The sequence below is a fragment of the Pseudomonas sp. TSO6 genome (genome assembly GCF_056098905.1).
On the sequence record NZ_JBLZWV010000037.1, the window covers coordinates 248667 to 269542 of the forward strand.

The 20876-nt window shown below is 61.0% G+C and carries 18 protein-coding genes; 9 read left to right on the forward strand and 9 right to left on the reverse strand.

What is annotated here, in order from left to right:
• Window positions 1–114 precede the first annotated feature (114 nt).
• From ligD to ACN6NG_RS17320, 5 genes are read left to right on the forward strand one after another with little or no spacing between them, the layout of a single operon-like run.
• Window positions 115–2583 (forward strand): DNA ligase D, encoded by a 2469-nt coding sequence (ligD, locus tag ACN6NG_RS17300; RefSeq protein WP_474315129.1) that lies wholly within the window; start codon window positions 115–117, stop codon window positions 2581–2583.
• Window positions 2583–3605, forward strand: coding sequence for an acyl-CoA dehydrogenase (locus ACN6NG_RS17305; RefSeq protein ID WP_474315132.1), 1023 nt, complete (start codon window positions 2583–2585; stop codon window positions 3603–3605). The genes ligD and ACN6NG_RS17305 overlap by 1 nt, the downstream gene beginning before the upstream one ends.
• The gene (locus ACN6NG_RS17310; protein WP_474315135.1) at window positions 3602–4357 is read left to right on the forward strand and encodes a PIG-L deacetylase family protein; all 756 of its coding nucleotides are present in this window, start codon (window positions 3602–3604) and stop codon (window positions 4355–4357) included. The genes ACN6NG_RS17305 and ACN6NG_RS17310 overlap by 4 nt, the downstream gene beginning before the upstream one ends.
• Before the next feature lie 10 nt (window positions 4358–4367).
• Window positions 4368–4967 (forward strand): class I SAM-dependent methyltransferase, encoded by a 600-nt coding sequence (locus tag ACN6NG_RS17315; protein WP_474315138.1) that lies wholly within the window; start codon window positions 4368–4370, stop codon window positions 4965–4967.
• On the forward strand, window positions 4964–5623 hold the full coding sequence (locus ACN6NG_RS17320) for a glycosyltransferase family 2 protein (RefSeq protein WP_474315141.1): 660 nt from the start codon (window positions 4964–4966) through the stop codon (window positions 5621–5623). Before ACN6NG_RS17315 ends, ACN6NG_RS17320 begins: the two co-directional genes overlap by 4 nt.
• A 21-nt stretch (window positions 5624–5644) precedes the next feature.
• Here ACN6NG_RS17320 and ku read toward each other — a convergent pair whose 3' ends face one another.
• Both ku and ACN6NG_RS17330 read right to left on the reverse strand, forming a co-directional pair.
• A complete protein-coding gene (gene ku, locus ACN6NG_RS17325; protein WP_474315144.1) occupies window positions 5645–6481 on the reverse strand; it encodes a non-homologous end joining protein Ku in 837 nt (278 codons plus the stop codon).
• Between the two features lie 142 nt (window positions 6482–6623).
• Complete coding sequence (locus ACN6NG_RS17330; RefSeq protein ID WP_474315147.1) at window positions 6624–7574, reverse strand: GlxA family transcriptional regulator; 951 nt, start codon at window positions 7572–7574, stop codon at window positions 6624–6626.
• A 106-nt stretch (window positions 7575–7680) separates the two neighbouring features.
• On the opposite strand from ACN6NG_RS17330, the gene ACN6NG_RS17335 reads away from it, so the two are divergent.
• A complete protein-coding gene (locus ACN6NG_RS17335; RefSeq protein ID WP_197897565.1) occupies window positions 7681–8478 on the forward strand; it encodes an SDR family NAD(P)-dependent oxidoreductase in 798 nt (265 codons plus the stop codon).
• 173 nt (window positions 8479–8651) lie between these two features.
• Entirely contained in the window at window positions 8652–9659 is a 1008-nt protein-coding gene (locus tag ACN6NG_RS17340) for a zinc-binding alcohol dehydrogenase family protein (protein ID WP_474315150.1), read from the forward strand.
• Window positions 9660–9666: 7 nt separating this feature from the next.
• On the opposite strand, the gene ACN6NG_RS17345 is transcribed toward ACN6NG_RS17340, so the two are convergent.
• Genes ACN6NG_RS17345 through ACN6NG_RS17360 form a run of 4 tightly spaced genes read right to left on the reverse strand, consistent with a single transcriptional unit; the run spans window position 9667 to window position 13220 of the window.
• Entirely contained in the window at window positions 9667–10611 is a 945-nt protein-coding gene (locus ACN6NG_RS17345; RefSeq protein WP_353456352.1) for a LysR family transcriptional regulator, read from the reverse strand.
• 16 nt (window positions 10612–10627) lie between these two features.
• The gene (locus ACN6NG_RS17350; protein ID WP_474315154.1) at window positions 10628–11137 is read right to left on the reverse strand and encodes a flavin reductase family protein; all 510 of its coding nucleotides are present in this window, start codon (window positions 11135–11137) and stop codon (window positions 10628–10630) included.
• A gap of 25 nt (window positions 11138–11162) precedes the next feature.
• Window positions 11163–12194 carry a methionine synthase gene (locus tag ACN6NG_RS17355; RefSeq protein WP_063425903.1) on the reverse strand — a complete coding sequence of 344 codons (1032 nt, stop codon included), beginning with the start codon at window positions 12192–12194 and terminating at the stop codon, window positions 11163–11165.
• Between the two features lie 39 nt (window positions 12195–12233).
• A complete protein-coding gene (locus tag ACN6NG_RS17360; RefSeq protein ID WP_474315158.1) occupies window positions 12234–13220 on the reverse strand; it encodes a DUF1852 domain-containing protein in 987 nt (328 codons plus the stop codon).
• Window positions 13221–13548: 328 nt separating this feature from the next.
• Here ACN6NG_RS17360 and ACN6NG_RS17365 point away from each other — a divergent pair, with 328 nt between their 5' ends.
• Window positions 13549–14214 carry a tellurite resistance TerB family protein gene (locus ACN6NG_RS17365; RefSeq protein WP_474315161.1) on the forward strand — a complete coding sequence of 222 codons (666 nt, stop codon included), beginning with the start codon at window positions 13549–13551 and terminating at the stop codon, window positions 14212–14214.
• A gap of 66 nt (window positions 14215–14280) precedes the next feature.
• Here the strand turns inward: ACN6NG_RS17365 and ACN6NG_RS17370 are convergent, their stop codons facing one another.
• Entirely contained in the window at window positions 14281–15228 is a 948-nt protein-coding gene (locus ACN6NG_RS17370) for a FecR domain-containing protein (protein WP_353456348.1), read from the reverse strand.
• Window positions 15225–15740, reverse strand: a complete 516-nt coding sequence (locus tag ACN6NG_RS17375) for a sigma-70 family RNA polymerase sigma factor (RefSeq protein ID WP_353456347.1) — start codon at window positions 15738–15740, stop codon at window positions 15225–15227. Before ACN6NG_RS17375 ends, ACN6NG_RS17370 begins: the two co-directional genes overlap by 4 nt.
• A 186-nt stretch (window positions 15741–15926) precedes the next feature.
• Here ACN6NG_RS17375 and ACN6NG_RS17380 point away from each other — a divergent pair, with 186 nt between their 5' ends.
• Entirely contained in the window at window positions 15927–18362 is a 2436-nt protein-coding gene (locus ACN6NG_RS17380; protein WP_353456346.1) for a TonB-dependent siderophore receptor, read from the forward strand.
• A 106-nt stretch (window positions 18363–18468) separates the two neighbouring features.
• Here the strand turns inward: ACN6NG_RS17380 and ACN6NG_RS17385 are convergent, their stop codons facing one another.
• Window positions 18469–20871 (reverse strand): TonB-dependent siderophore receptor, encoded by a 2403-nt coding sequence (locus ACN6NG_RS17385; RefSeq protein WP_474315166.1) that lies wholly within the window; start codon window positions 20869–20871, stop codon window positions 18469–18471.
• Window positions 20872–20876: the final 5 nt, after the last annotated feature.

Here is a 20876-nt window from a genome sequence, read left to right on the forward strand (position 1 = left end):
TTGAGCCTCTGGCAGTGGACCGGTTCGTCGGTCCGCGACCCCACGCTTTTTTTGAACTCCAGGCGCAGGCGCCCTCTCCCAATGAAGAGACCGCGAACTGTCCCGGAGCCCGCCATGGCCAAGCCCCTGCAGGAGTACCTGCGCAAGCGTGACTTCAACGCCACACCCGAGCCGGCCGGCAAGCGTGCCCACCCACGGCCGGCTCACGGCTTGCAGTACTGCATCCAGAAGCACGACGCCAGCCACCTGCATTATGACTTTCGCCTGGAGCTGGATGGCACCCTTAAAAGCTGGGCGATTCCAAAGGGCCCTTCCCTCGACCCGAAGGTCCGTCGCCTGGCTGTGCATGTAGAAGATCATCCGCTGGACTACGCCAGTTTCGAAGGGCACATCCCCGAAGGCCACTACGGCGCCGGCGACGTGATCGTCTGGGACCGGGGGCTCTGGGAGCCCGAAGGCGACCCGCGCGAGGCCTATGCCAAGGGCAAGCTGCGCTTTCGCCTGCAAGGTGAAAAGCTGTCGGGTGTCTGGAACCTGTTTCGTACCCACCTGGCTGGCAAGAAAGAGCAGTGGATGCTGGTCAAGTCCCGCGATGGCGAGGCCCGCAGCGAAGCGGACTACAGCATCGTAGAAGCCCTGCCGGACAGCGTATTGAGCGACCGTACACTGGTCCCGCGCCGCCCAGCCAAGGCGGCGCCCCCCGCGCGCAAGCGCAAGGCCAGCGCTGGCGCCCTGCCGGACATGCTCCAACCGCAGCTGGCAACCCTGGCTGATTCGCCCCCAGACGGTGACTGGCGATACGAGGTCAAGTTCGATGGTTACCGCATGCTGGCCCGCATCGACGGCAACGATGTGCGCCTGTTCACCCGCAATGGCCACGACTGGAGCGCAAAGCTGCCCCATCAGGTGGAGGCGCTGAAAGCGCTGGGGCTCGACTCGGCATGGCTGGACGGTGAAATGGTGGTCGCAGACGAGAACGGCGTGGCCGACTTCCAGGCCTTGCAGGCCGCCTTCGAAAGCGAGCACGACGATGAAATTACCTACTACCTGTTCGACCTGCCCTACCTCGGCGGCAAGGACCTGCGTGAATTGCCCGTACAAGACCGCCGGGCGACCCTGGCCAAACTGCTGAAGCACAACGCATCGGAAATCCTGAAGTTTTCCGAAGACTTCAACCAGCCGGTCGACGCGCTGCTCGACAGCGCCTGCCGGTTAGGGCTGGAAGGCCTGATCGGCAAGCGCGCCGACAGCCCCTACATTGGCCGGCGCAGCAGCGACTGGATCAAGCTCAAGTGCACGCAACGCCAGGAGTTCGTGATCGTCGGCTACACCGCGCCCAAGGGCAGCCGCCAAGGCTTCGGCGCCTTGCTGCTGGCGCTGCACGACACCGACAGCGGCCAGCTGCGCTACGCCGGCAAGGTGGGTACCGGCTTCAGTGCGGCCACGCTGACGAGCATCCTCAACCGCCTGAAACCCCTGCACACCGCCAAGCCACCTTTGCCTGAGCCGCCCAGCGGTGCCGATGCGCGGGGCGTGCACTGGCTCAAGCCAGAACTGCTGGCCGAGGTCGCCTACGCCCAGATGACCCGCACAGGGATCGTGCGCCACGCGGTTTTTCACGGGCTGCGCGACGACAAGCCCGCCACTGCCATTGCCCTGGAACTTGCCATGCCGGCAAAGAACGCAGCACACACTGAGCCCAAGGGCCTGGGCAACCTGCGCCTGACCCACCCCGACCGTGTGATCGACAAGACCAGTGGCACCAGCAAGCGCCAGGTCGCGGCGTACTACGCCCAGGTCGCCGACTGGCTGCTGCCACAACTCGAACATCGCCCCGTAGCGCTGGTCCGCGCCCCGGAAGGCCTGGACGGCGAGCTGTTCCTTCAGAAGCACGCGGGGCAGTTGCACCTGCCCAATCTGACCAGCTACATCAAGGCCCAGGCCGGCCAGGCGGCAATGGTGCTCAACAACGCCGACAGCCTGTTGGGCGCAGTACAGATGAACATGCTTGAACTGCACACCTGGAACGCCACCGACAAAAACTTCGACAGGCCCGACCGCTTCATCCTCGACCTCGACCCCGACCCGGCATTGCCATGGAAGGCCATGCTCGAGGCCACCCAGCTGACCCTCACCCTGCTCGATGAGCTGGGCCTGAAGGTGTTTCTCAAGACCAGCGGTGGCAAAGGCATGCACCTGGTCGTGCCGCTTACCCGTCGGGCCGGCTGGGAGGAAGTGAAGGACTTCAGCCATGCCATCGTCAAACACCTGGCGGGCCTGTTCCCGGACCGGCTTAGCGCGGTCTCCGGGCCCAAGAACCGGGTCGGGCGCATCTTCATCGACTACCTGCGCAACGGCAAGGGCGCTACCACCGTGGCTGCCTACTCGCTGCGTGCCCGCGAAGGCCTGCCAGTGTCGGTGCCGATCTGGCGCGAGGAGTTGCCCAAACTCAAGAGTGCCAACCAATGGAATATCGGCAACGTGCAGGCGCGGCTTGCGCAGGTGGACGACCCCTGGGCCGAGCTGGGCTCGACCCGGCAGTCGATCACCCTGCGCATGCGCAAGCAACTGGGGATCGCATGATGGACTTCGCTCACCTCGACCGCCTGCTGCACCGCTTTGGTACCCGTTCGCGGGCCATCGACCTCGACCCCTTGCTGCCTGAACTGTTGCAGGTACTTCATGGTGAACAGCTTGACCTGCTGCCATTGCCCGGCCACGGGCGCACACTCGAGCGCTGGCGGGCCTTGGCGCGGGTTGCCGGTTGCGATCTCGGCCTGGCCAAGCTGTATGAAGGCCACACCGATGCCCTGGCGATCCTCGCCGAGTGCGGCGCCGCCCAGCATGCTCACGACGGTATCTGGGGCATGTGGGCCGCGGAGCCGCCGGATGCCAGGGCCCACATCGTCGCGCGCGATGGCGAACGGGTTCAACTGCAAGGCCGTAAGGCTTGGTGCTCGGGAGCGTTGCAGATCGATCGAGCGCTGCTGACCGCCTGGGAGAATGACCAGCCACAGCTGGTGGCCATTGAACTGTCACACCCCAGCCAGCGCATCCAGGCCGAGCAATGGCAGGCCGTAGGCATGGCCAGCTCCGCCAGTGTCACCGTCGAGTTCGACAACTCGCCTGGGCTGGCCATCGGCACACCCGGCCAGTACCTGTCCCGCCCAGGCTTCTGGCAGGGCGGCGCAGGTATCGCTGCCTGCTGGTACGGCGCGGCCGAGGCATTGGCAGGCTACCTGCGCGAGCACTGCAACAAACCTCGGCCCGACCCCCATGCCGATGCCCACCTGGGGGCGGTCGATGCGGCCTTGTACGGTGCCCGCGCCGCCCTTCGCGAGTGCGCCGCGTGGATCGACCAGCACCCCCAGGACGACGCCAGTTTCGAGGTACGCCGCACCCGCGCCCAGATCGAGCAGGCGGTCGAACAGGTCATTCAGCATGTTGGCCGAGCCCTGGGGGCTACCCCCTTCTGCCGCAGCAGCCATTTCGCCCGGCTTAGCGCCGACCTGCCGGTGTATCTGCGCCAGAGCCACGCTGAACGCGACTTGGCCGAACTGGGTCAGCAAGTGACCAGCACACCGACAGGAGCATGGCAGCTATGAGCGAGAACCTTATTGATGCGGCCACGGGCACGCCGTGGAGTGACTGGCAGCATTCTGCGCACCTGGCACGCGCCACCTGGCTTGCGCCCGAGCAGCTGTGCCCACCTGGCCGACGCCTGGTGCTGCTGGCGCCGCACCCGGACGACGAGGTGCTCATGGCCGGCGGGCTGCTTGCCAGTTTTCGCGGGCGCGAACAGGACCTGGTGCTGATTTCCGCCACCAACGGCGAAGGCAGCCATCCGCACTCACCACACTGGACCGAGCAGCGCTTGCGTCACCAGCGCCCCTTGGAGAGTCGGCATGCCTTGCAGCAGCTAGACCTGGACCTCAACCGCCTGGACTGGCGGCGGCTCAACCTCAAGGACGGCGCGTTGCCCCGCGACGAAGCCTTTCTGGTCCGTCACCTGGAGCAGTTGCTGGAGCCCGACGACCTGGTGCTGACCACCTGGCGTGGCGACGGCCACTGCGACCACGAGGCCGCAGGCCGCGCCGCGGCCCAGGCAGCCCAAGCGCGCGGGGCACAGCTGGCCGAAGCACCGGTGTGGGCCTGGCACTGGGCCTCACCCGACGACCCACGCCTGCCCTGGTCGCGGGCGCATCGCCTGCAGGTCGACGAAACGCGCCAGGCGCGCAAGCGCGAGGCCTTGGCTGCCCATACCAGCCAATTGCAGCCTGACGGTGATCGCCCGCCCGTGCTGCCGGCGCATTTGCAGGCGTGCCTGCTGCAACCCTTTGAACTGGTTTTCCTGTGATGGAGTCGCCATGAGCCTCGACGCGCAATACTTCGCCGACCTGTATGCCGACAGCGATGACCCCTGGGCGTTTCGCACCCGCTGGTACGAACGGCGCAAGCGCGACCTGCTGCTGGCCAGCCTGCCCCGTCAGCGCTATGAGCGCGTGTTCGAGCCGGCCTGTGCCAACGGCGAGCTGAGCGTGCTGCTGGCCGAGCGTTGCGCCAGCTTGCTGTGCCAGGACATCGACCCGACCGCCGTGGGGCTGGCACGCCAGCGCATGGGGGCCGCGAACCATGCCCAGGTCGAGCAAGGGCATCTGCCGGGCGACTGGCCAGGCGGGCAGTTCGACCTGATCGTGCTCAGCGAAATCGGCTACTACCTCGACCCCACCGATTGGCTGCAGGTGATCGAGCAATCAGTGGCCAGCCTCACGGGCGATGGCGCCCTGCTCGCCTGCCACTGGCGCCACCCCATTGCCGGTTGCCCGCAGGACGGACGCGAGGTTCATGCCCTGCTGGCAAGGCACTTGCCGCTGTACCCGCTGTTGCGTCACGAGGAGGCGGACTTTCTACTCGAGTACTGGACGTGCCAGCCCAGCGTCGTCGACCTGAATGAGCCCTGCTCATGATCGCCGTCATCATACCCGCCCACAACGAGGCCCGGCGCCTGGGGCGCTGCCTCAAGGCGGTCAAGGCTGCAAGTGCGCGAGCCGAGGCGGCAGGCTTAGCGGTAGAGGTGCTGGTGGTGCTGGACCGTTGCAGCGACACCAGTGCGCTCGTGGCCCGACGCCACGGTGTGCATACCCTTGAAGTGGACGCTGGCAATGTCGGCGTCGCCCGGCGTGCAGGCGCGGCATGGATGATCGCCCGCGGCGCCCAATGGCTGGCATGCACCGACGCCGACAGCCGCGTCCCGCTGCACTGGCTGACATCGCAGTTGCAATGGCGCGCGGAGGTGGTGTGCGGCACGGTGCACATCGAGCGCTGGCAACCCTGGCAAAGCATCGCCCTGCGCCGGTTGTACCGCAGCCTTTACCAGGCGCGCGAGGGGCACCGGCATATCCATGGTGCCAACCTCGGTGTGTGCGCCAAGGCCTACGAACGCGTTGGCGGGTTCCAGCCACTGCCGGCCCACGAGGATGTTCAACTGGTGCTGGCCCTGCAAGCCAGCGGGGCGCAGATCGTCTGGACCGCCGAGCACAGCGTGGCCACCAGCAGCCGGCGTGATAGCCGCGCAAAGCAGGGGTTCGGCGACTATCTCAGTGGCCTGGAAGGCCAGGTGTGACCACCTGGCGAGTCTCCACCATCAGGAGGCCTTGCGCGGTCGTTTGGTAGCCGGTTTTGCGCCCTTGGCCTTGCCACCGAGGCTGCGTTTGAGCAGTTCGGTGAGGTCGAGGATATCCGCGCCTTTCTCCACGCTGGCGCCCTCCCCTTTGGCCACTGTCTCGATCTTGCCCTTGCTGGCTTTCTCTTCCACCAGGTCGAGAATGGTCTGGCGAAATGCGTCGTGGTACTCGTCCGGGGCCCAGGACCCACTCATGTCTTCGACCAGGCGTTTGGCCATGCCCAGCTCACGCTTGTCGACCTTGGCATCGGTCACGCTCTTGTCCAGCTCCAGGGTTTCAATGCTGCGCACCTCCTCGGGCCAGCGCAGGGTAATCAGCACCAGGGCGTCTTCCAGTGGCCGCAGCAGCGCGAGGTGCTGACGGGTATGCAGCACCACGGTGGCCAAGGCTACCTTGCCAGTGCTCTCCAGCGTATCGCGCAACAGCGCATAGACTTTGCCGCCGCGCCGGTCAGGGCTCAGGTAGTAAGGGGTGTCAAAGTGCTGAAGCGGAATCTCGCCAGCCTGCACGAACGAGAAAATATCGATGGTCTGGGTCGCTTCAGGGCGAGCATCGCGAATTTCCTGCTCACTGATCACCACGTAGCGGCCCTTCTCGTACTCCACGCCCTTGACGATGTTGTCCTTGTCAATCTCCTTGCCGGTTACCTTGTTCACCCGCTTGTACCCCACCGGCTCCATGCTGCGTTTGTCGAGCCAGTCAAAATCCACCCGCTCGGAGCTCACCGCAACGTTGAGCGAAACCGGGATGTGCACCAGCCCGAAACTGATCGCGCCTTTCCAGATAGCCCGCGCCATGTCTACCTCCTATGGGTTAGCAGCGAATGGAGCCCTTACTGGAACTGACTGACGACGGGTGCGAAGGTTTAGTTTGGTTGCACGACGGCAACGGGGGCCTGCAATGCCGGATAAATTGACCCGATTGCAAGCTGCCGAACCGTCAGATGGAGACCAGCCGCCGAGCATCCCTTCGCACGGCTTGAGGGGGCACCCCAAAACCACGCATGAACACCTCCCGCATATGCCGGCGGTCCCTGAAGCCGGTCTCCCTGGCCACCACATCCAGGCTGTGCAGGCTCTGCTCGATCATCAGCCGGGCAGCCTCCAGCCGCAGGCTCTCGACAGCCTTGGCCGGTGACTGGCCGGTCTCGGCGGTGAACACGCGGGTGAATTGCCGTGGGCTCAGGTGCACCACTTCAGCAAGCTCTTCCACGCTCAATGGGCGGCTGAGGTGCCTGCGGGCGTAATCCAGCGCGCTCTGGATACGGTCCGACTTGGGCGAGAGCGTCAACAGTTCGGAGTGTTGCGACTGCCCGCCAGATCGGCGTTGGTGCATGACCATCTTGTGCGCCACCGACCTGGCCATTTCGCTGCCCAAGTCCTTTTCCACCATACCCAAGGCCATGTCCAGGGCGGCAGTCATGCCGGCAGACGTCCATATCGGCCCATCGACGATGAAAATCCGGTCTTCCTCAACGTCGATCTTCGGGTGCAGCTCTCGCAACTTGTTCGCATAAGCCCAGTGGGTGGTCGCGCGCCGACCATCCAGTACGCCGGCTTGCGCCAGCACAAAACAGCCGGTGCAAAGGCCAGCCGTACGGCGCGCACCGTCGACAAAGCCCCGCACGCTGGCCAGCACCTCCTCGCTGGGTGGCGTCAGAGGCGTCAGCGTGCCGGTGACCATCCAGGTGTCGGCCAGGCCCGGCGCACCCAAGGGCAGCGTGTCGATATGCATCCCCAGTGACGAGCACACCGTGCCGCCACCGATGGAAAAGTTCTGGACCCTGTAAACCGCTTCGCCCGCCATGATGTTCGTAAGCTCGAACACGGTTTGCGTCGCCAGGGACATGATCTGGAAGCCTTCGGTGATGAGGTAGCCGACCCGGTGCATCGCTGATGCCCTCTGTGCAATGTCCTAAAACAGCACTATATGCGTCGTTTGAGACAAAGGCCACCTGCTGCATGATGCCCCCACACCCAACCAGCGGAGCATCAGCATGACGCAGCAATTCAAAGGCACCGCGCTCATTACGGGCGCCTCATCCGGTATCGGTTCGATCTACGCAGAGCAGCTGGCCCGTCGCGGCTATGACCTGGTGCTGGTGGCACGCGACCGGGAGCGCCTCAACGCATTGGCTGGTCGGCTTACCACCGAAACCCGGCAGAACGTGGAAGTGTTCCCGGCAGACCTGGCCAACGCCGATGACCTGGCCAAGGTAGAACGCAAACTGCGCGAAGACGCCAGCATCAGCCTGCTGGTGAACAACGCCGGTATCGGTACCCATACCGGGCTGCTGGAAAGCGACGTTGAGCGCATGGCGCACATGATCACCCTCAACGTCACCGCCCTCACCCGCCTTACCTATGCAGCTGTCCCCGGCTTTGTCGCTCGCAAGCAAGGCGCGGTCATCAATATCTCGTCCGTCGTCAGCCTGGCACCCGAACTGCTCAACGGCGTGTACGGTGGTAGCAAGGCCTACGTCACCGCGTTCACCCAGTCGCTGAACAAGGAACTGGCGGGTACAGGCATCCAGGTTCAGGCAGTACTGCCCGGGGCCACCGCGACCGATTTCTGGCAGACCGGTGGTTTGCCCGTCGAGAACCTGGACCCAGGCATCGTGATGTCTGCCCAGGACCTGGTAAACGGTGCCCTGCAGGACTTCGACAACGGCGTGCTGATCTCCCTGCCGTCGCTGCACGACCTGCAAGCCTTCGACCACTTTGAGGCCAGCCGGCAAGCCTTGTTCGGCCAGCTGTCCAGCAACCGGCTCGCGCAGCGCTACAGCGCCAGCTGATCAGCAGCGAAAGGAACGTAGTCGAGCATGTGTGGGGCGGCCAGGCCAGGTCACGGGCGCTTCACACCATTTTCACTGCAAGCGAGAAAGTCTTACTCCACTCAGGCTGTTTTTTGAGTGAATCGAAACGAATAGTCTGAAGCCACTTTTCGCATCCCCAAGAGGCAACGCCAATGAAGGCAGTCGTTTACACCCAGCCCGGTCTCCCGATCCACGACCCACAATCGCTGTATGACGCGCAGTTGCCCACGCCAAAACCGGGGGCCCGTGACCTGCTTGTGGAAGTCCGGGCAATTGCCGTCAACCCGGTTGATACCAAGATCCGTGCAAGCCGTGGTGGTGAGCAACCACAAGTGCTCGGCTGGGACGCTGTCGGCGTCGTCCGCGAGGTGGGGCCACAGGTCACGTTGTTCCAACCGGGCGACGAGGTTTTCTACGCCGGTGCCATTGACCGCCCAGGCAGCTACAGCGAGCTTCACGTGGTGGATGAACGCATTGTCGGGCATAAGCCCCGCAGCCTGGACAACGCCAGCGCCGCGGCCTTGCCGCTCACCTCCATTACCGCCTGGGAGCTGCTGTTCGACCGCCTGGGCGTTGAAGAAAACGGCGGCAAGCAGCAAAGCCTTCTGGTGGTCGGTGCTGCCGGCGGGGTTGGCTCGATCCTGGTTCAACTTGCCCGCAAGCTCACGCAGCTCACAGTCATTGGCACCGCCTCACGGCCCGAGACCCAGGCCTGGGTGCAGCAAGCGGGAGCCCACCATGTGATCGACCACTGCGCATCGATTCCACTTCAGTTGGAAGCGCTCAAGCTGGGGCTGGTCGACTACGTCATCAGCCTGACCCATACCGACACCTATCTTGCGCAACTGGTGGAAGTGCTGCGGCCACAAGGCAAGCTCGCGCTGATCGACGACCCCGCACAACTGGATGTGATGCCGCTCAAGCGCAAGTCGCTTTCGCTGCACTGGGAGCTGATGTTCACGCGCTCGCTGTACCAGACCGAAGACATGATCAAGCAGCACCAACTGCTCGAGCGCGTTTCGCGGCTGGTCGATGATGGCACGCTCAAGACGACCCTGGGTGAGCACTACGGCACGATCAACGCCGAGCACCTCAAGCGTGCCCACGCCATGATCGAGAGTGGCAAAGCACGCGGCAAGATCGTGCTGGAAGGCTTCTGAAGCCCGATCAGGCGCCCGACGGCCACGCAGCGGGCTTAGACACCGCATTGACGCCCTCCAGCGTCGCAAACGATATGTCTTTCGCCGTGAGCAGGAAATCACTCATGTAAGGCACTTCGAGCATGTCGCTGCGTACCGCCGCGAACAGGGTGGCCTGCAACCCTGCTTCGCCCAGGCGCTTGGCCAGCACATAGCCACGGGAGGTGTACTCGTGCACCGCCCAGTTCGGCAGGCAGCAAACGCCACGGCCGCTTGCCACCAACTGCATCATCATCACAGTCATTTCTGCAGTACGTACCTGGGCAGGTTCGATGTCGGCCGGGTCGAAGAACCGGGTGAAGATGTCCAGGCGGTTTCGCTCGATCGGGTACGTGATCAGGGTCTGACTGGCAATGTCGTCAGGTTGCAGATACGGCTTTTCGCGCAGGGGGTGATGTTTGTCGATAGCCAGCATGGCCTCGTACCCGAACAACGGCACGTACGTGATACCGGGCAGGGTCACCGGGTCGGAGGTCACCACAAGGTCGAGGTCACCCCGCTCCAATGCCGGCAGCGGCGCGAACGACAACCCCGATGCCAGGTCCAGTTCGACTTCCGGCCAGGCGCAGCGAAACTCGTCCAGCGAGGGCATCAGCCATTGATAGCAACTGTGGCACTCGATGGCGATGTGCAGCCGGTCGGCCGTACCGCCTGCCAGCTTGCTCAGGTTGCGCTCCGTTGTGCGGATCAGCGGCAGCACCTCGTCGGCCAGCTGCAGCAGCTTGAGCCCCGCAGTGGTGAAGCGTACCGGTTTGGACTTGCGCACAAACACGGGCATGCCAACGCGGGTTTCCAGCTCCCGGAACTGGTGCGATAGCGCCGACTGGGTCAGGTGCAGGCGCTCGGCAGCCTCGGGCACGCTGTCCGTTTCGCGCAAGGCATGCAGAGTGCGTAGGTGTCTCAAGTCAATCATGAGCAGAAGGCAACGCTCACACCGCGCCAGGCGCGGCAAGGTTGCAATATTGTCCTTTGAAATATAGCAAGGGTTGCGTCGCCACAGCGTCCTGCACGTTCAACGCTTTCACCTCACCCACCACGATCACGTGATCACCGGCAACGTGTTCGGCGTGAATCTCGCAGTCGAGCCAGTGCAGGCTACCGGCAATGACCGGGTTACCCAGCGGCGACACCTGCCAATCGACACCCTGCCACTTGTCTGTGCCTTTACGGGCAAACCGGTTGGATACGCCGACCTGTTCACCCGAGAGGATATTGACTGCGAATCGGCCCGCGCTACGAATACCGGGATAACTGGCCGAACTGGACATCACGCTGAATGACACCAGCGGTGGGTTCATCGACACGCTATAGAACGACTGGCACGTGAAGCCAATCGGATTGCCGTCGATGAGCGATGTGATCACCGTGATGCCCGAGGCGTAGTGCCCGAGCGCTTCGCGAAAGCTCAAGGGCTCGATGGCAGTACTGGAAAGTGACATGGTAGGTCCTGACGTTCGGGTGCCTTTAACGGGCCGAGAGTTCTCTGCGGACGATTTCTGCACCCGCACTCAACGCCCTGAGCTTGCCGCTGGCGACCCGACGCGGCAAGGGCGCCATGCCGCAGTTGGTGCAAGGATAGAGCTTGTCTGCCTCTACAAATTGCAGTGCCTTGCGCAGGGTATTGGCAACTTCCTCGGGTGTTTCAATGGTGTGGTTGGCCACGTCGATCGCGCCGACCATCACCTTCTTGCCTCGGATCAGCTCAAGCAGGTCCATGGGTACATGGGAGTTGTGGCATTCCAGCGAAATGATGTCGATGCTGGACTTCTGCAGCTTGGGGAAGGCTTCTTCATATTGCCGCCACTCTGAGCCCAGGGTCTTTTTCCAGTCGGTGTTGGCTTTGATGCCGTAGCCGTAGCAGATGTGTACGGCCGTTTCACACTTCAGGCCTTCGATGGCCCTTTCCAGGGTGGCAACACCCCAGTCATTCACCTCGTCAAAGAAGACATTGAAGGCGGGCTCATCGAACTGGATGATGTCAACACCGGCAGCCTCCAGCTCCCGGGCTTCCTGGTTGAGGATTTTGGCAAATTCCCAAGCCAGTTTTTCGCGGCTTTTGTAGTGGCTGTCATACAGCGTATCGATCATCGTCATGGGGCCTGGCAGCGCCCATTTGATGGGCTGGCTGGTCTGCTGACGCAAGAACCTGGCATCTTCGACAAACACCGGGTTTTTCCGGGCAACAGCGCCCACCACCGTCGGCACGCTGGCATCATAACGATCACGGATCCTGACGGTTTCGCGGTTCTCGAAATCGACGCCGCTCAGGTGCTCGATGAAGGTCGTCACAAAATGTTGGCGTGTTTGCTCACCATCACTGACGATATCAATGCCTGCGTTTTGCTGCTCCTGCAATGACAAGCGCAGGGCATCCTGTTTGCCTTCGATCAACGCCTCATCCTGCAATTTCCAGGGTGACCAGAGCGTTTCGGGTTCTGCGAGCCAGGAGGGTTTAGGCAAACTGCCGGCAGTCGAAGTGGGTAACAGCTTTTTCACGAGGGAAGACCTTATATATTCAGTTAATCAGCAGGCGTATCAGCAGGTGTAGTTGGCGGACCACTGCTCAAGCATCGCGTGGTGCGGTTTGATAAAGTGCTCCTCGACAAACTGCCCCTGCTCGATGGCCAACCGGCTACGCTCCTCCCGGTCATAAACAATACGGGTCAGCGAGTAATCCTGATGCTGCAAGCTGGGCTGATAGCACTTCCCTGCGGCAGAATTGGCATTGTAGATTTCGGGACGATAGATTTTCTGGAACGTGTCCATGGTGCTGATAGTGCTGATCAACTCAAGGTTGGTATAGTCACTGAGCAAATCGCCCGAAAAATAGAAGGCCAACGGCGCAACACTGTTGGGCGGCATGAAATAACGCACCTTCAAACCCATCTTCTCGAAATAAGTATCCGTCAGGGAGTACTCATCCTGCTGATATTCAAAGCCCAACACAGGGTGCTGATTATCCGTTCGATGGTAGGTCTTGCTGCTGGAAACACTCAGGCAGATAACCGGAGGCTTGTCGAAGTGCTGCTTATACGTGCTTGAGTTCACGAAGCGCTTGAACAGCTTGCCGTGCAGCTCTCCGAAATGCTCTGGTGTGCTGAACACAGGCTTGTTGGCATTGTGCCCCAGTAGCAGTACGCTGAAATCGTAATCGCGCACGTAGGAAGAAAAATTATTCCCTACCATGCCCGCGATGCGCTCGCCGGTTTTTCGGTCGATAATAGTCGTTTTCAATATTTCAATCAGCGGCAGCGCCTGATCGCCGCCCTCGGCATCGATACTCATCTCGACAGAAATGATGTCAAGCTCGACGGTGTAGCGGTCGCCTTTGGGGTTATCCCAATGCGCCAGGGCGTTGAAGCGGTTATCTATCATCCCCAAGGTGCTGCGCAAGTTCTGCTGCCGGCTCGCGCCCCTCGCCAGGTTGGCGAAGTTGGTAGTAATGCGGGTTTTTTCGGACGGGTGATAGTGCTCGTCGAAGCGAATGCTCTTGATGGAAAACTTGAAGTCTTTATTCGTCATGACCGGGAGCCTGCTCAAATATCCATATTCTCTATAATTGGCCGGTATTTTAGGTTGGGGGCATGACCGAGGGAACTGAATTGATTTCACAGAACCTTTAGCCATGCTCATGACGCGCGTGGAGAATAATGCGAAAGATTCCCCGGGCTAATATGTGCCAGTACCACGACTCGATGACCGCCGCGCTTCAAGCGGCGCTCAGGCATCTGTGCCATCGCCGCCAGGCTCCCGCGCCGGCGCGACAAGGGGCCAGACGGTCATGGCGAATCACCTTGAGAGGGCTATCGTTGCTTGTCTGGGCAACGACTACCGAGCGAGGGGCGCAGCCATGAACACCAGTGATCTACTCGAACAGTTGCTGCGCGCCGGGCAAGGCTCGCAGGCGCGTCAAGGCAGCGGCGGCATGTCTTGGCGAGACGGCCTGGGCGGGTTGGGCGGCTTGCTGGGTGGCCTGTTGGGTGGCCGTGCTGGCAGCGGCACGGGCGGCTTGCCCCAGGGGCGCTCTGCGGGCGGCACCAATTTCGCGGCCCTGGCGTCGCTAGGCATGATGGCGTTCCAGGCCTATCAAAGCTGGCAGCGTAGCCAGGCGACAGCCCCGCAACAGGCGGTGCGTACTGTCGATCAGTTGTCCGGCCCCGACGCCGAGGACCACAGCCATGCCATCTTGCGCGCGCTGATTGCGGCAGCCAAGGCAGACGGCCGCATCGACCAGCACGAAGAGCAACTGATTTACGCTGAAATCAAACGTCAAACCAGCGACCCACAGCTACAGCAATGGCTGGATGAAGAAGTCAGCAAGCCGCTCGATGTTGCCGAAGTGGCCCAGTCGGTCCGGGACCCGGCCATGGCAGCAGAAATGTACCTGGCCAGCGTGATGCTGGTGGATGACCAGCAGGACGCCGAGCGGGCCTACCTTGACGAACTGGCCAGCGCACTGCAAATCGACCCGGCATTGCAGGTGCATCTGGAACAGCAAGCCAAGGCAGGTGCCTGAACGGACTGTCAGTTACGCAGTGCAAACTCGATTTCTGCGGGACGGGTCTTTGTGGTTTGCAGATCATCAAGCCGGCAAGATGCGCGTCCAGTAACGGGTACGTTGCTGGATTCGGACGGGTAACGAACGAGCGATAGTGTCTAACGTAACCTCGATATTGCTAAGGGAATACGAGCCCGACACCCGCAAATGGCTGACCTCCGGCGCACAGCCAAGGTAGCCTGAGCGATAGCGCTGCAACTCACCCAATAGCCTATCCAGCCTCCAGCCCTCCACAACCAGCCGCCCCCGGGCCCAGGCCTCTTCGCCGCGTTCAAGCGGTCGCGTGACCAACAGCCTTTGACTGTCGAAAGTCACCGATTGCCCTTGCTCAATCACGGCCTCATCGGCTGCCTTCTCAGGGTGTGCCGCAACGGCGTGGTTGTAGACGCTAAGACGCGTCAGCCCGTCGAGCTGGCGCACTGCGAAACGGGTGCCCAGCGCGCGCAGCTCACCTTGAGCACTGCGTACCCGGAAAGGGCGAGAGTCCTTACCCGTAGTCACATGGATCTCCCCTGCTCGAAGGATCAGCAAGCGGGTACTGGCATTGAAGATCACATCGAGCGCGGTGTCGGTATCCAGAACCACCAGGGTACCGTCAGAAAGCGTCTCTTGGCGCTGTTCACCGATGCGAGTCTTGACCTCGGCCATCCATTTCGGAGCAATGTCATACCCCTGCCATGCCAATGAACAGGTTCCGGCACCCAGCAACAGCCCTTTGAGAAGAGTGCGACGATTCGGGCCGCTTTCGCGCAGCGTCGACTTTTCCATGACCTCCCATGCAAATTGCTGCGGCATATTGCCAATGCGCGCCTGCAATTCGGTTAGCTGCTGCCATGCCCACGCATGCTCCATACTTCGGGCGTGCCAGAGCCGCCACTGCGTGCGCAACTCCGGATCGTCCGGGTTCGCGCAAAGGTGCGCGAACCACTCGGCAGCACGGCGAAGAGCCTGGCGCTGAGCGTCGTTAGTCACCACGGATTGTCCACGATGTACAAAAGGCACCGTTCAGTGGCTCGGGCCATGTATTTGGTCACCGAGCTGGCCGACACCTGTAATTGTTCAGCGATTTGAGGGTAAGTCAGCCCCTGAATTTGCGACATCAGGAACGCGGTCTTCGCCTTCACTCCCAGCCCGTCAAGCATGCGATCCAACTCCAGAAGTGACTGGAGCAAGGAAAGCTGCTCCTCGGGAGAAATCGCGAAGGACTCAGGCTGCTCGGCGAGCACTTCAAGATAGGCACGCTCCACCGACTGGCGGCGAAAACTATCGATCATTACCCGCTTGGCGATGGTGACCAGAAAATGGCGCGGCTCATTGAGCGCAGCCGCCACGGGTTCGCGCCGCTCGGCGAGCAGCACTCGCAGGAAGGTGTCCTGGGCGAAGTCTGCGGCCACCTGGGAACACCCGGTGCGCTTGCGCAGCCAGTTGATCAGCCACGGTTGATGTTCGTTGTAGAGCGTCGCGATAGGGTTGCCAAGCGGCATGTCGGAGCCAAATAGAGAATACGAATTAATCTCAATATAGTGAAATGGCGGCCTGAGGGCAATCCGCTTACAGGGCAAAAAAATGGGCAAAAAAAAAGCAAAAACGCATTGTCACTTTGCGCTCAGCAACGCGACTCCTTTTGCAGACACCTCATAAAAGCGCCGATCACCGCATCAGGAGATAGCATGCAACATCCCATTCCAGGCTTCTGCGCCGCACCGTTGAACACCCCTAACGCGCTATGCCTTGCCATGTTTGGCGTATCGCTGCTGATGGCCACCCCAACATTTTCCAGCGCTGCTGAAAGCCAGGTAACAGCCCGTACACTGCACCAGCAAGATTTTGCTATCGAAGCAGGATCTCTGGCCTCCGTACTGAATATTTTTGCCAGTGAGGCAGGCGTTGTCTTGTCATCCGATAACGGGCTGACCGAAGGCAAACAAAGCCCGGGCATCCGCGGCCGCTACAGCATCGATCAGGGCTTTTCGGTACTGCTGCGGGGGTCTGGATTGCAGGCAGTTGCCGGCAGGGATAACAGCTATGTGCTGCTGCCGGCTGCGCCGTCGGACGCATTGCAATTGGGGGTGACCAACGTGACAGGCGCCGGGCTGGGGGCAACCACCGAGGGCTCGAAGTCCTATACGACTGGTAGCACCAACACCGCGACCCGGATGAATCTGTCGCTGCGAGAAACTCCCCAGTCGGTCAGCGTCGTTACGCGTCAGCAAATGGACGATCAAAACATGCAATCGCTGGAGGACGTTGCCAGGGCCGCGACGGGTATCAACACAACCAAGGATTTCGGTACTGAACGATCACGCTATTTTTCCCGCGGCTTCCAGGTCAACGACCTGCAATACGACGGCGTGCCAACCAGCATTTCCGAAAGCTACTCGATGGATGTGACTTCTGTTAACAACATGGCCATCTACGACCGCGTAGAGTTTGTTCGAGGCGCGAACGGCTTGATGCAGGGTGCAGGCAACCCCTCAGCGGCCATCAACCTGGTGCGTAAACGCCCAACGGACACCTACAAGCTCAAAGCCGAAATCGGCGCTGGCTCGTGGGACAACTACCACAGCCAGATCGACGTGGGCGGACCGCTGAACGAACAGGGCACACTGCGGGGCAGAACCGTACTTTTGTACAATGCCGGCAATAGTTTCGTAGACCGTGCCGACAAAGAGAACCAGCTCTTCTACGCCATCGGCGAAGCCGACCTGAGCGAGGACACGACGGTGAGCCTCGGGACCGTCTTGCAGAAGGATTATCACGGCGGTTATGACTGGGGCGGCTTGCCCACTCAACTCAATGGCAGCTTCTATCCACTGTCGCGCTCGACGTCCTTTGCCCCAAGCTGGGCGCACCTGAACAAAATCAATCGCACGGTGTTCGCTGACATCAAGCACGCGCTCAACGATGACTGGAAACTGACCGTCAATACCAACCTGATGTGGTCGAATGCCGATTTTCTTGGGCTCTACGGCAACAACATTGGTAACGATCAGTTCCGCCTGTCCACCAACGATACAAAATACGACGACGAACAAATCAGCCTTGATGCCGCGCTGAACGGCGCTTTCTACCTGCTCGGCCAGCGCCACGAACTGGTGTTCGGCGCTAACGCGCGCAAAGACCGGTTTATCAACGAGTCGCGCTACAACAACAATCCAAGCGTGGTCGATATCCTTGGTTTCGCCCCCTCACAAGTGGCTGCGCCGACCTATAGCTACGAAAGAATCCAGTACCGCAACGTACGCAAGGATAAAGGGCTTTATGCCGCCACCCGGCTGAACCCCAGCGATGACCTGCATGTGATCCTGGGTAGCCGCTTCAGCTGGGTTGATTACGCGTCTGCTGATTATGACGACCGTTTCAAGGAAAATGGAAAAGTCATTCCCTATGCTGGCGTTGTGTATGACCTGACTGACAATGCCTCGGTCTACGCCAGCTACACCGAGATTTATCAGGTTCAAAGCAACTACGACATCAACAACAAACTGCTCAACCCCATCACCGGCAGCAACTACGAAATCGGCCTCAAGAACGAGCTCTACGACGGCCTGCTGAATACGTCGGTGGCGGTATTCCAGGTTGACCAAAGTCATTTGCCTCAGGCGGTTGCCGGCGCAGCACGTATTTGCGGCCCAGGGCGTACCTCAACGTGCTACGAGGAAGGCGGCAAGGTGCGCAATCGAGGGTTTGAAGTCGAGGCTTCGGGCGAGCTTCTCCCCGGTTGGAACACTGTGCTCGGCTACACCTACAGTCACCCTGAATACGTAGGCGGAAGCCGCAAAGGCACCGACTACGCCACTGAAACCTCCCCGCAGCGGCTGTTCAAGTTTGCGACCAACTACCGCTTGCCCGGCGAGTTGAGCGACTGGCGCGTAGGTGGCAACCTCTACCATCAGAGCAAAGTCTATCTGGGCAGTGTGGAGCAAGGTGCATACAACCTGGTCGATCTGAACGCCAATTACCAGATCAACAGGAACCTGAGTGCGCAACTGAACCTCAACAACGTATTTGACAAGAATTACTACTCCGCCATCTATAACTCGAACCTCGGCAATTACTACGGCGAACCCCGCAACTTCGCCGTCACGCTGCGGTACGAAAACTGAAAGGGTCTGGTCTCGCCGCAGAAAGTGGTTTCTGCGGCTGCGTTTTCACGCAGCCTGGCCCCAAAGCTGTCGGTCAGTAGCGGCCGCAGCATCGAGCCTACGTACGTCAGAAGGTGTATTTGATACCCGTCATGATGTTTCTTGGAGCACCGTACATACCGTGGTCGCCGGCATAGCTCAAGTATTCCCGGTCAAATACGTTGTTCAGGTTTACTGACGCGCTCAGATGTTGGTTGAAGTCGTAGCGCGCCAGGAGGTTGGTGACGGCGTAGCTGCCCTGAGTGAACGTGTGCAGGTCGGCACCGGTTTTGCTCTGCCAGTTCACACCGCCGCCGAGGGTGACCTTGTTCAGAATGCCCGGCAGGCGGTAGCTGGTGAACGTCTTGAGACTGTGGCGAGGCAGGGTGGTAACGATGCGCTGGTCGTCAGCGTCGGTGCTGACCGCATAGGCATAACCTGCGGATGCCTGCCAGCCTTCGGCCAGTTCACCGTCCAGGGTGAACTCAGCGCCCTTGGTGGTGGTGCCCTGTTCTGACTTGTACGTGTTGCCGCCTGGGGTATCGATCCAGATGGCCAGGTTGTCCTGCTCGATCTTGAACAGCGCGACGCTGGAGTTCAGCTTGCCGTCAAAGTGGCTGCCTTTGATCCCGACTTCATAACCGGTGCCTTCCATAGGATCCAGGGGTTTGTTGTTGATGTCGCGAACCCAGGACGACTGAGGGTTGAAGATTTTCGTGTAGCTGGCATACAGCGACCACGTGTCGTTGACGTCATACACCACGCCGGCATACGGAATGTAGACGCCGGTTTCCGATTCCTTGGTCTTGGTTTTTTCTGCGTTGTAGGGCTTATCCTCGATGTCCCGGTGCCAGTCGATCACGCGGCTACCCAGCAAGACACTGAGATCGTCGGTGGCGTGCAGCCGCGTGGCGAGATAGGCGGCGTATTGGGTTTCGTCGGCAGTGGATTTGCCCGTGACGTCGAATTCCGGTTTGACCGAGCCGCCGTTCCAGTTCAGCAAGTTGTCGATCGCGCCAGCCGGCGAGCCGGAATAGTCGTATTTCCAGCCGCCGTAGCTTGGCACGTTCTCGTAGTAGTTGGACAAGGTCACGCCGGCGATCAACTCGTGTTCGCGGCCCAAAAGCCCGAACGGGCCGGTCAGGTAGGCATCGATGTTGTTCTGGCGCGGGATACCGGAGAAGCGCACCGGCAACTGCGTGGTGCCGCTTCCATCCGGGTTGAGGCTGCCGTTGACGTAGTTGAAGACCTCGTCAAACTTGTTTTCGGAGTGGGTCAGCTCGATCTTGCCGCTCCAGCCATTGGCGAATTGCTGTTCGATCGAGGTGAAAAAGCTGGTTTGTTCATGGTCGTTGTAAGACCAGGTTTGAGCCGAATTGAGCGAGCGTTTGAGGTTGGTGCGAGACCCGTCGGTAAAGCGGGTCGGCAGGCCGGAGCGCATGGGCGAGTCAACGTCTGTGCGTTGATAACTGAAGCCCATCGTCAGCAAGGTGTCTTCAGTCAGGTCGAACTCGGTAATGCCGTAGATCAGCTGCGAGTCCTGCTTGTAGCGGTCGACCCATGATTGCTCGGTCTTGAAGTCGGCGACCAGGCGACCGCGTACGTTGCCGGTTTCAGTCAGCGGGCCAGATACATCAAAGCCGGTTCCGTAGCGGTCCCAGTTACCGGCTTCTGCGGTGACGCTGGCCTGAGCCTCGAAGGTCGGGCGCTTGCGGATCAGGTTGATCGTCGCTGAAGGGCTGCCCAGGCCGCTGATCAGGCCGGTAGCACCGCGCACCACCTCCACCCGGTCATACATGGCCATGCTCTGGGTGTAATTGTCCATGCGCTTGACGGTGGGCACACCATCGATTTCAAAGTTCTGAACCTCGAAGCCGCGCGAGAAGTAACCATCGGATTCCGCACCCAGCCCGTCGCGTAACACAATGATGCCCGGTGTGGCATCGAGGGTATCACTGAGATTGGTCAGGCGCTGGTCATCCAGGCGCTGGCGGGTCATGACGGTCAGCGACTGCGGAGTCTCTTTGGGGGTCAGGTTCAGACGGGTCGAACTGCTGGATGAGTAGGTGGTGTAGAGCCCGGTACCTTCTGTAGTCGACCCGGGCGCTTTGCCCGAAATCGAAATGCTTTGAAGCTCCAGCGCGGTAGAGGCCGGCGCTCGCTGGAGGGTGTATCGCCCATCTGGCTGGCGCACCGCAATCAGTTGGCTGCCCGCAAGCAACGCCTGTAACGCACCGTCGACCGTGTAATCACCACTCAAGCCAGGGCTGTTTTGCCCGGCAATCAAGTCATTGGGAAACGACAACAACAAATGGGCTTGCTGGCCCAGTTGAGTAAGCGCAATGCCCAGGGGGGCTGCGGGGATTTCGTAGTGTTGCACGCTGCTGTCAGCGGCTGCCCACACGGGCGATGAAGTGGCAATCAGAACGGCGCAACCCAGGGTGCTGGCGAGCGGGGTTGCGTAGCACGACGAAATACGGCGGTGATGCATGTGAA

Excerpts from the sequence above, each read along its gene's own strand:
- ligD (WP_474315129.1), top strand. The coding sequence starts at position 115 with ATGGCCAAGCCCCTGCAGGAGTACCTGCGCAAGCGTGACTTCAACGCC.
- ACN6NG_RS17305 (WP_474315132.1), top strand. The coding sequence starts at position 2,583 with ATGGACTTCGCTCACCTCGACCGCCTGCTGCACCGCTTTGGTACCCGT.
- ACN6NG_RS17310 (WP_474315135.1), top strand. The coding sequence starts at position 3,602 with ATGAGCGAGAACCTTATTGATGCGGCCACGGGCACGCCGTGGAGTGAC.
- ACN6NG_RS17315 (WP_474315138.1), top strand. The coding sequence starts at position 4,368 with ATGAGCCTCGACGCGCAATACTTCGCCGACCTGTATGCCGACAGCGAT.
- ACN6NG_RS17320 (WP_474315141.1), top strand. The coding sequence starts at position 4,964 with ATGATCGCCGTCATCATACCCGCCCACAACGAGGCCCGGCGCCTGGGG.
- ku (WP_474315144.1), bottom strand. The coding sequence starts at position 6,481 with ATGGCGCGGGCTATCTGGAAAGGCGCGATCAGTTTCGGGCTGGTGCAC.
- ACN6NG_RS17330 (WP_474315147.1), bottom strand. The coding sequence starts at position 7,574 with ATGCACCGGGTCGGCTACCTCATCACCGAAGGCTTCCAGATCATGTCC.
- ACN6NG_RS17335 (WP_197897565.1), top strand. The coding sequence starts at position 7,681 with ATGACGCAGCAATTCAAAGGCACCGCGCTCATTACGGGCGCCTCATCC.
- ACN6NG_RS17340 (WP_474315150.1), top strand. The coding sequence starts at position 8,652 with ATGAAGGCAGTCGTTTACACCCAGCCCGGTCTCCCGATCCACGACCCA.
- ACN6NG_RS17345 (WP_353456352.1), bottom strand. The coding sequence starts at position 10,611 with ATGATTGACTTGAGACACCTACGCACTCTGCATGCCTTGCGCGAAACG.
- ACN6NG_RS17350 (WP_474315154.1), bottom strand. The coding sequence starts at position 11,137 with ATGTCACTTTCCAGTACTGCCATCGAGCCCTTGAGCTTTCGCGAAGCG.
- ACN6NG_RS17360 (WP_474315158.1), bottom strand. The coding sequence starts at position 13,220 with ATGACGAATAAAGACTTCAAGTTTTCCATCAAGAGCATTCGCTTCGAC.
- ACN6NG_RS17365 (WP_474315161.1), top strand. The coding sequence starts at position 13,549 with ATGAACACCAGTGATCTACTCGAACAGTTGCTGCGCGCCGGGCAAGGC.
- ACN6NG_RS17375 (WP_353456347.1), bottom strand. The coding sequence starts at position 15,740 with ATGCCGCTTGGCAACCCTATCGCGACGCTCTACAACGAACATCAACCG.
- ACN6NG_RS17380 (WP_353456346.1), top strand. The coding sequence starts at position 15,927 with ATGCAACATCCCATTCCAGGCTTCTGCGCCGCACCGTTGAACACCCCT.
- ACN6NG_RS17385 (WP_474315166.1), bottom strand. The coding sequence starts at position 20,871 with ATGCATCACCGCCGTATTTCGTCGTGCTACGCAACCCCGCTCGCCAGC.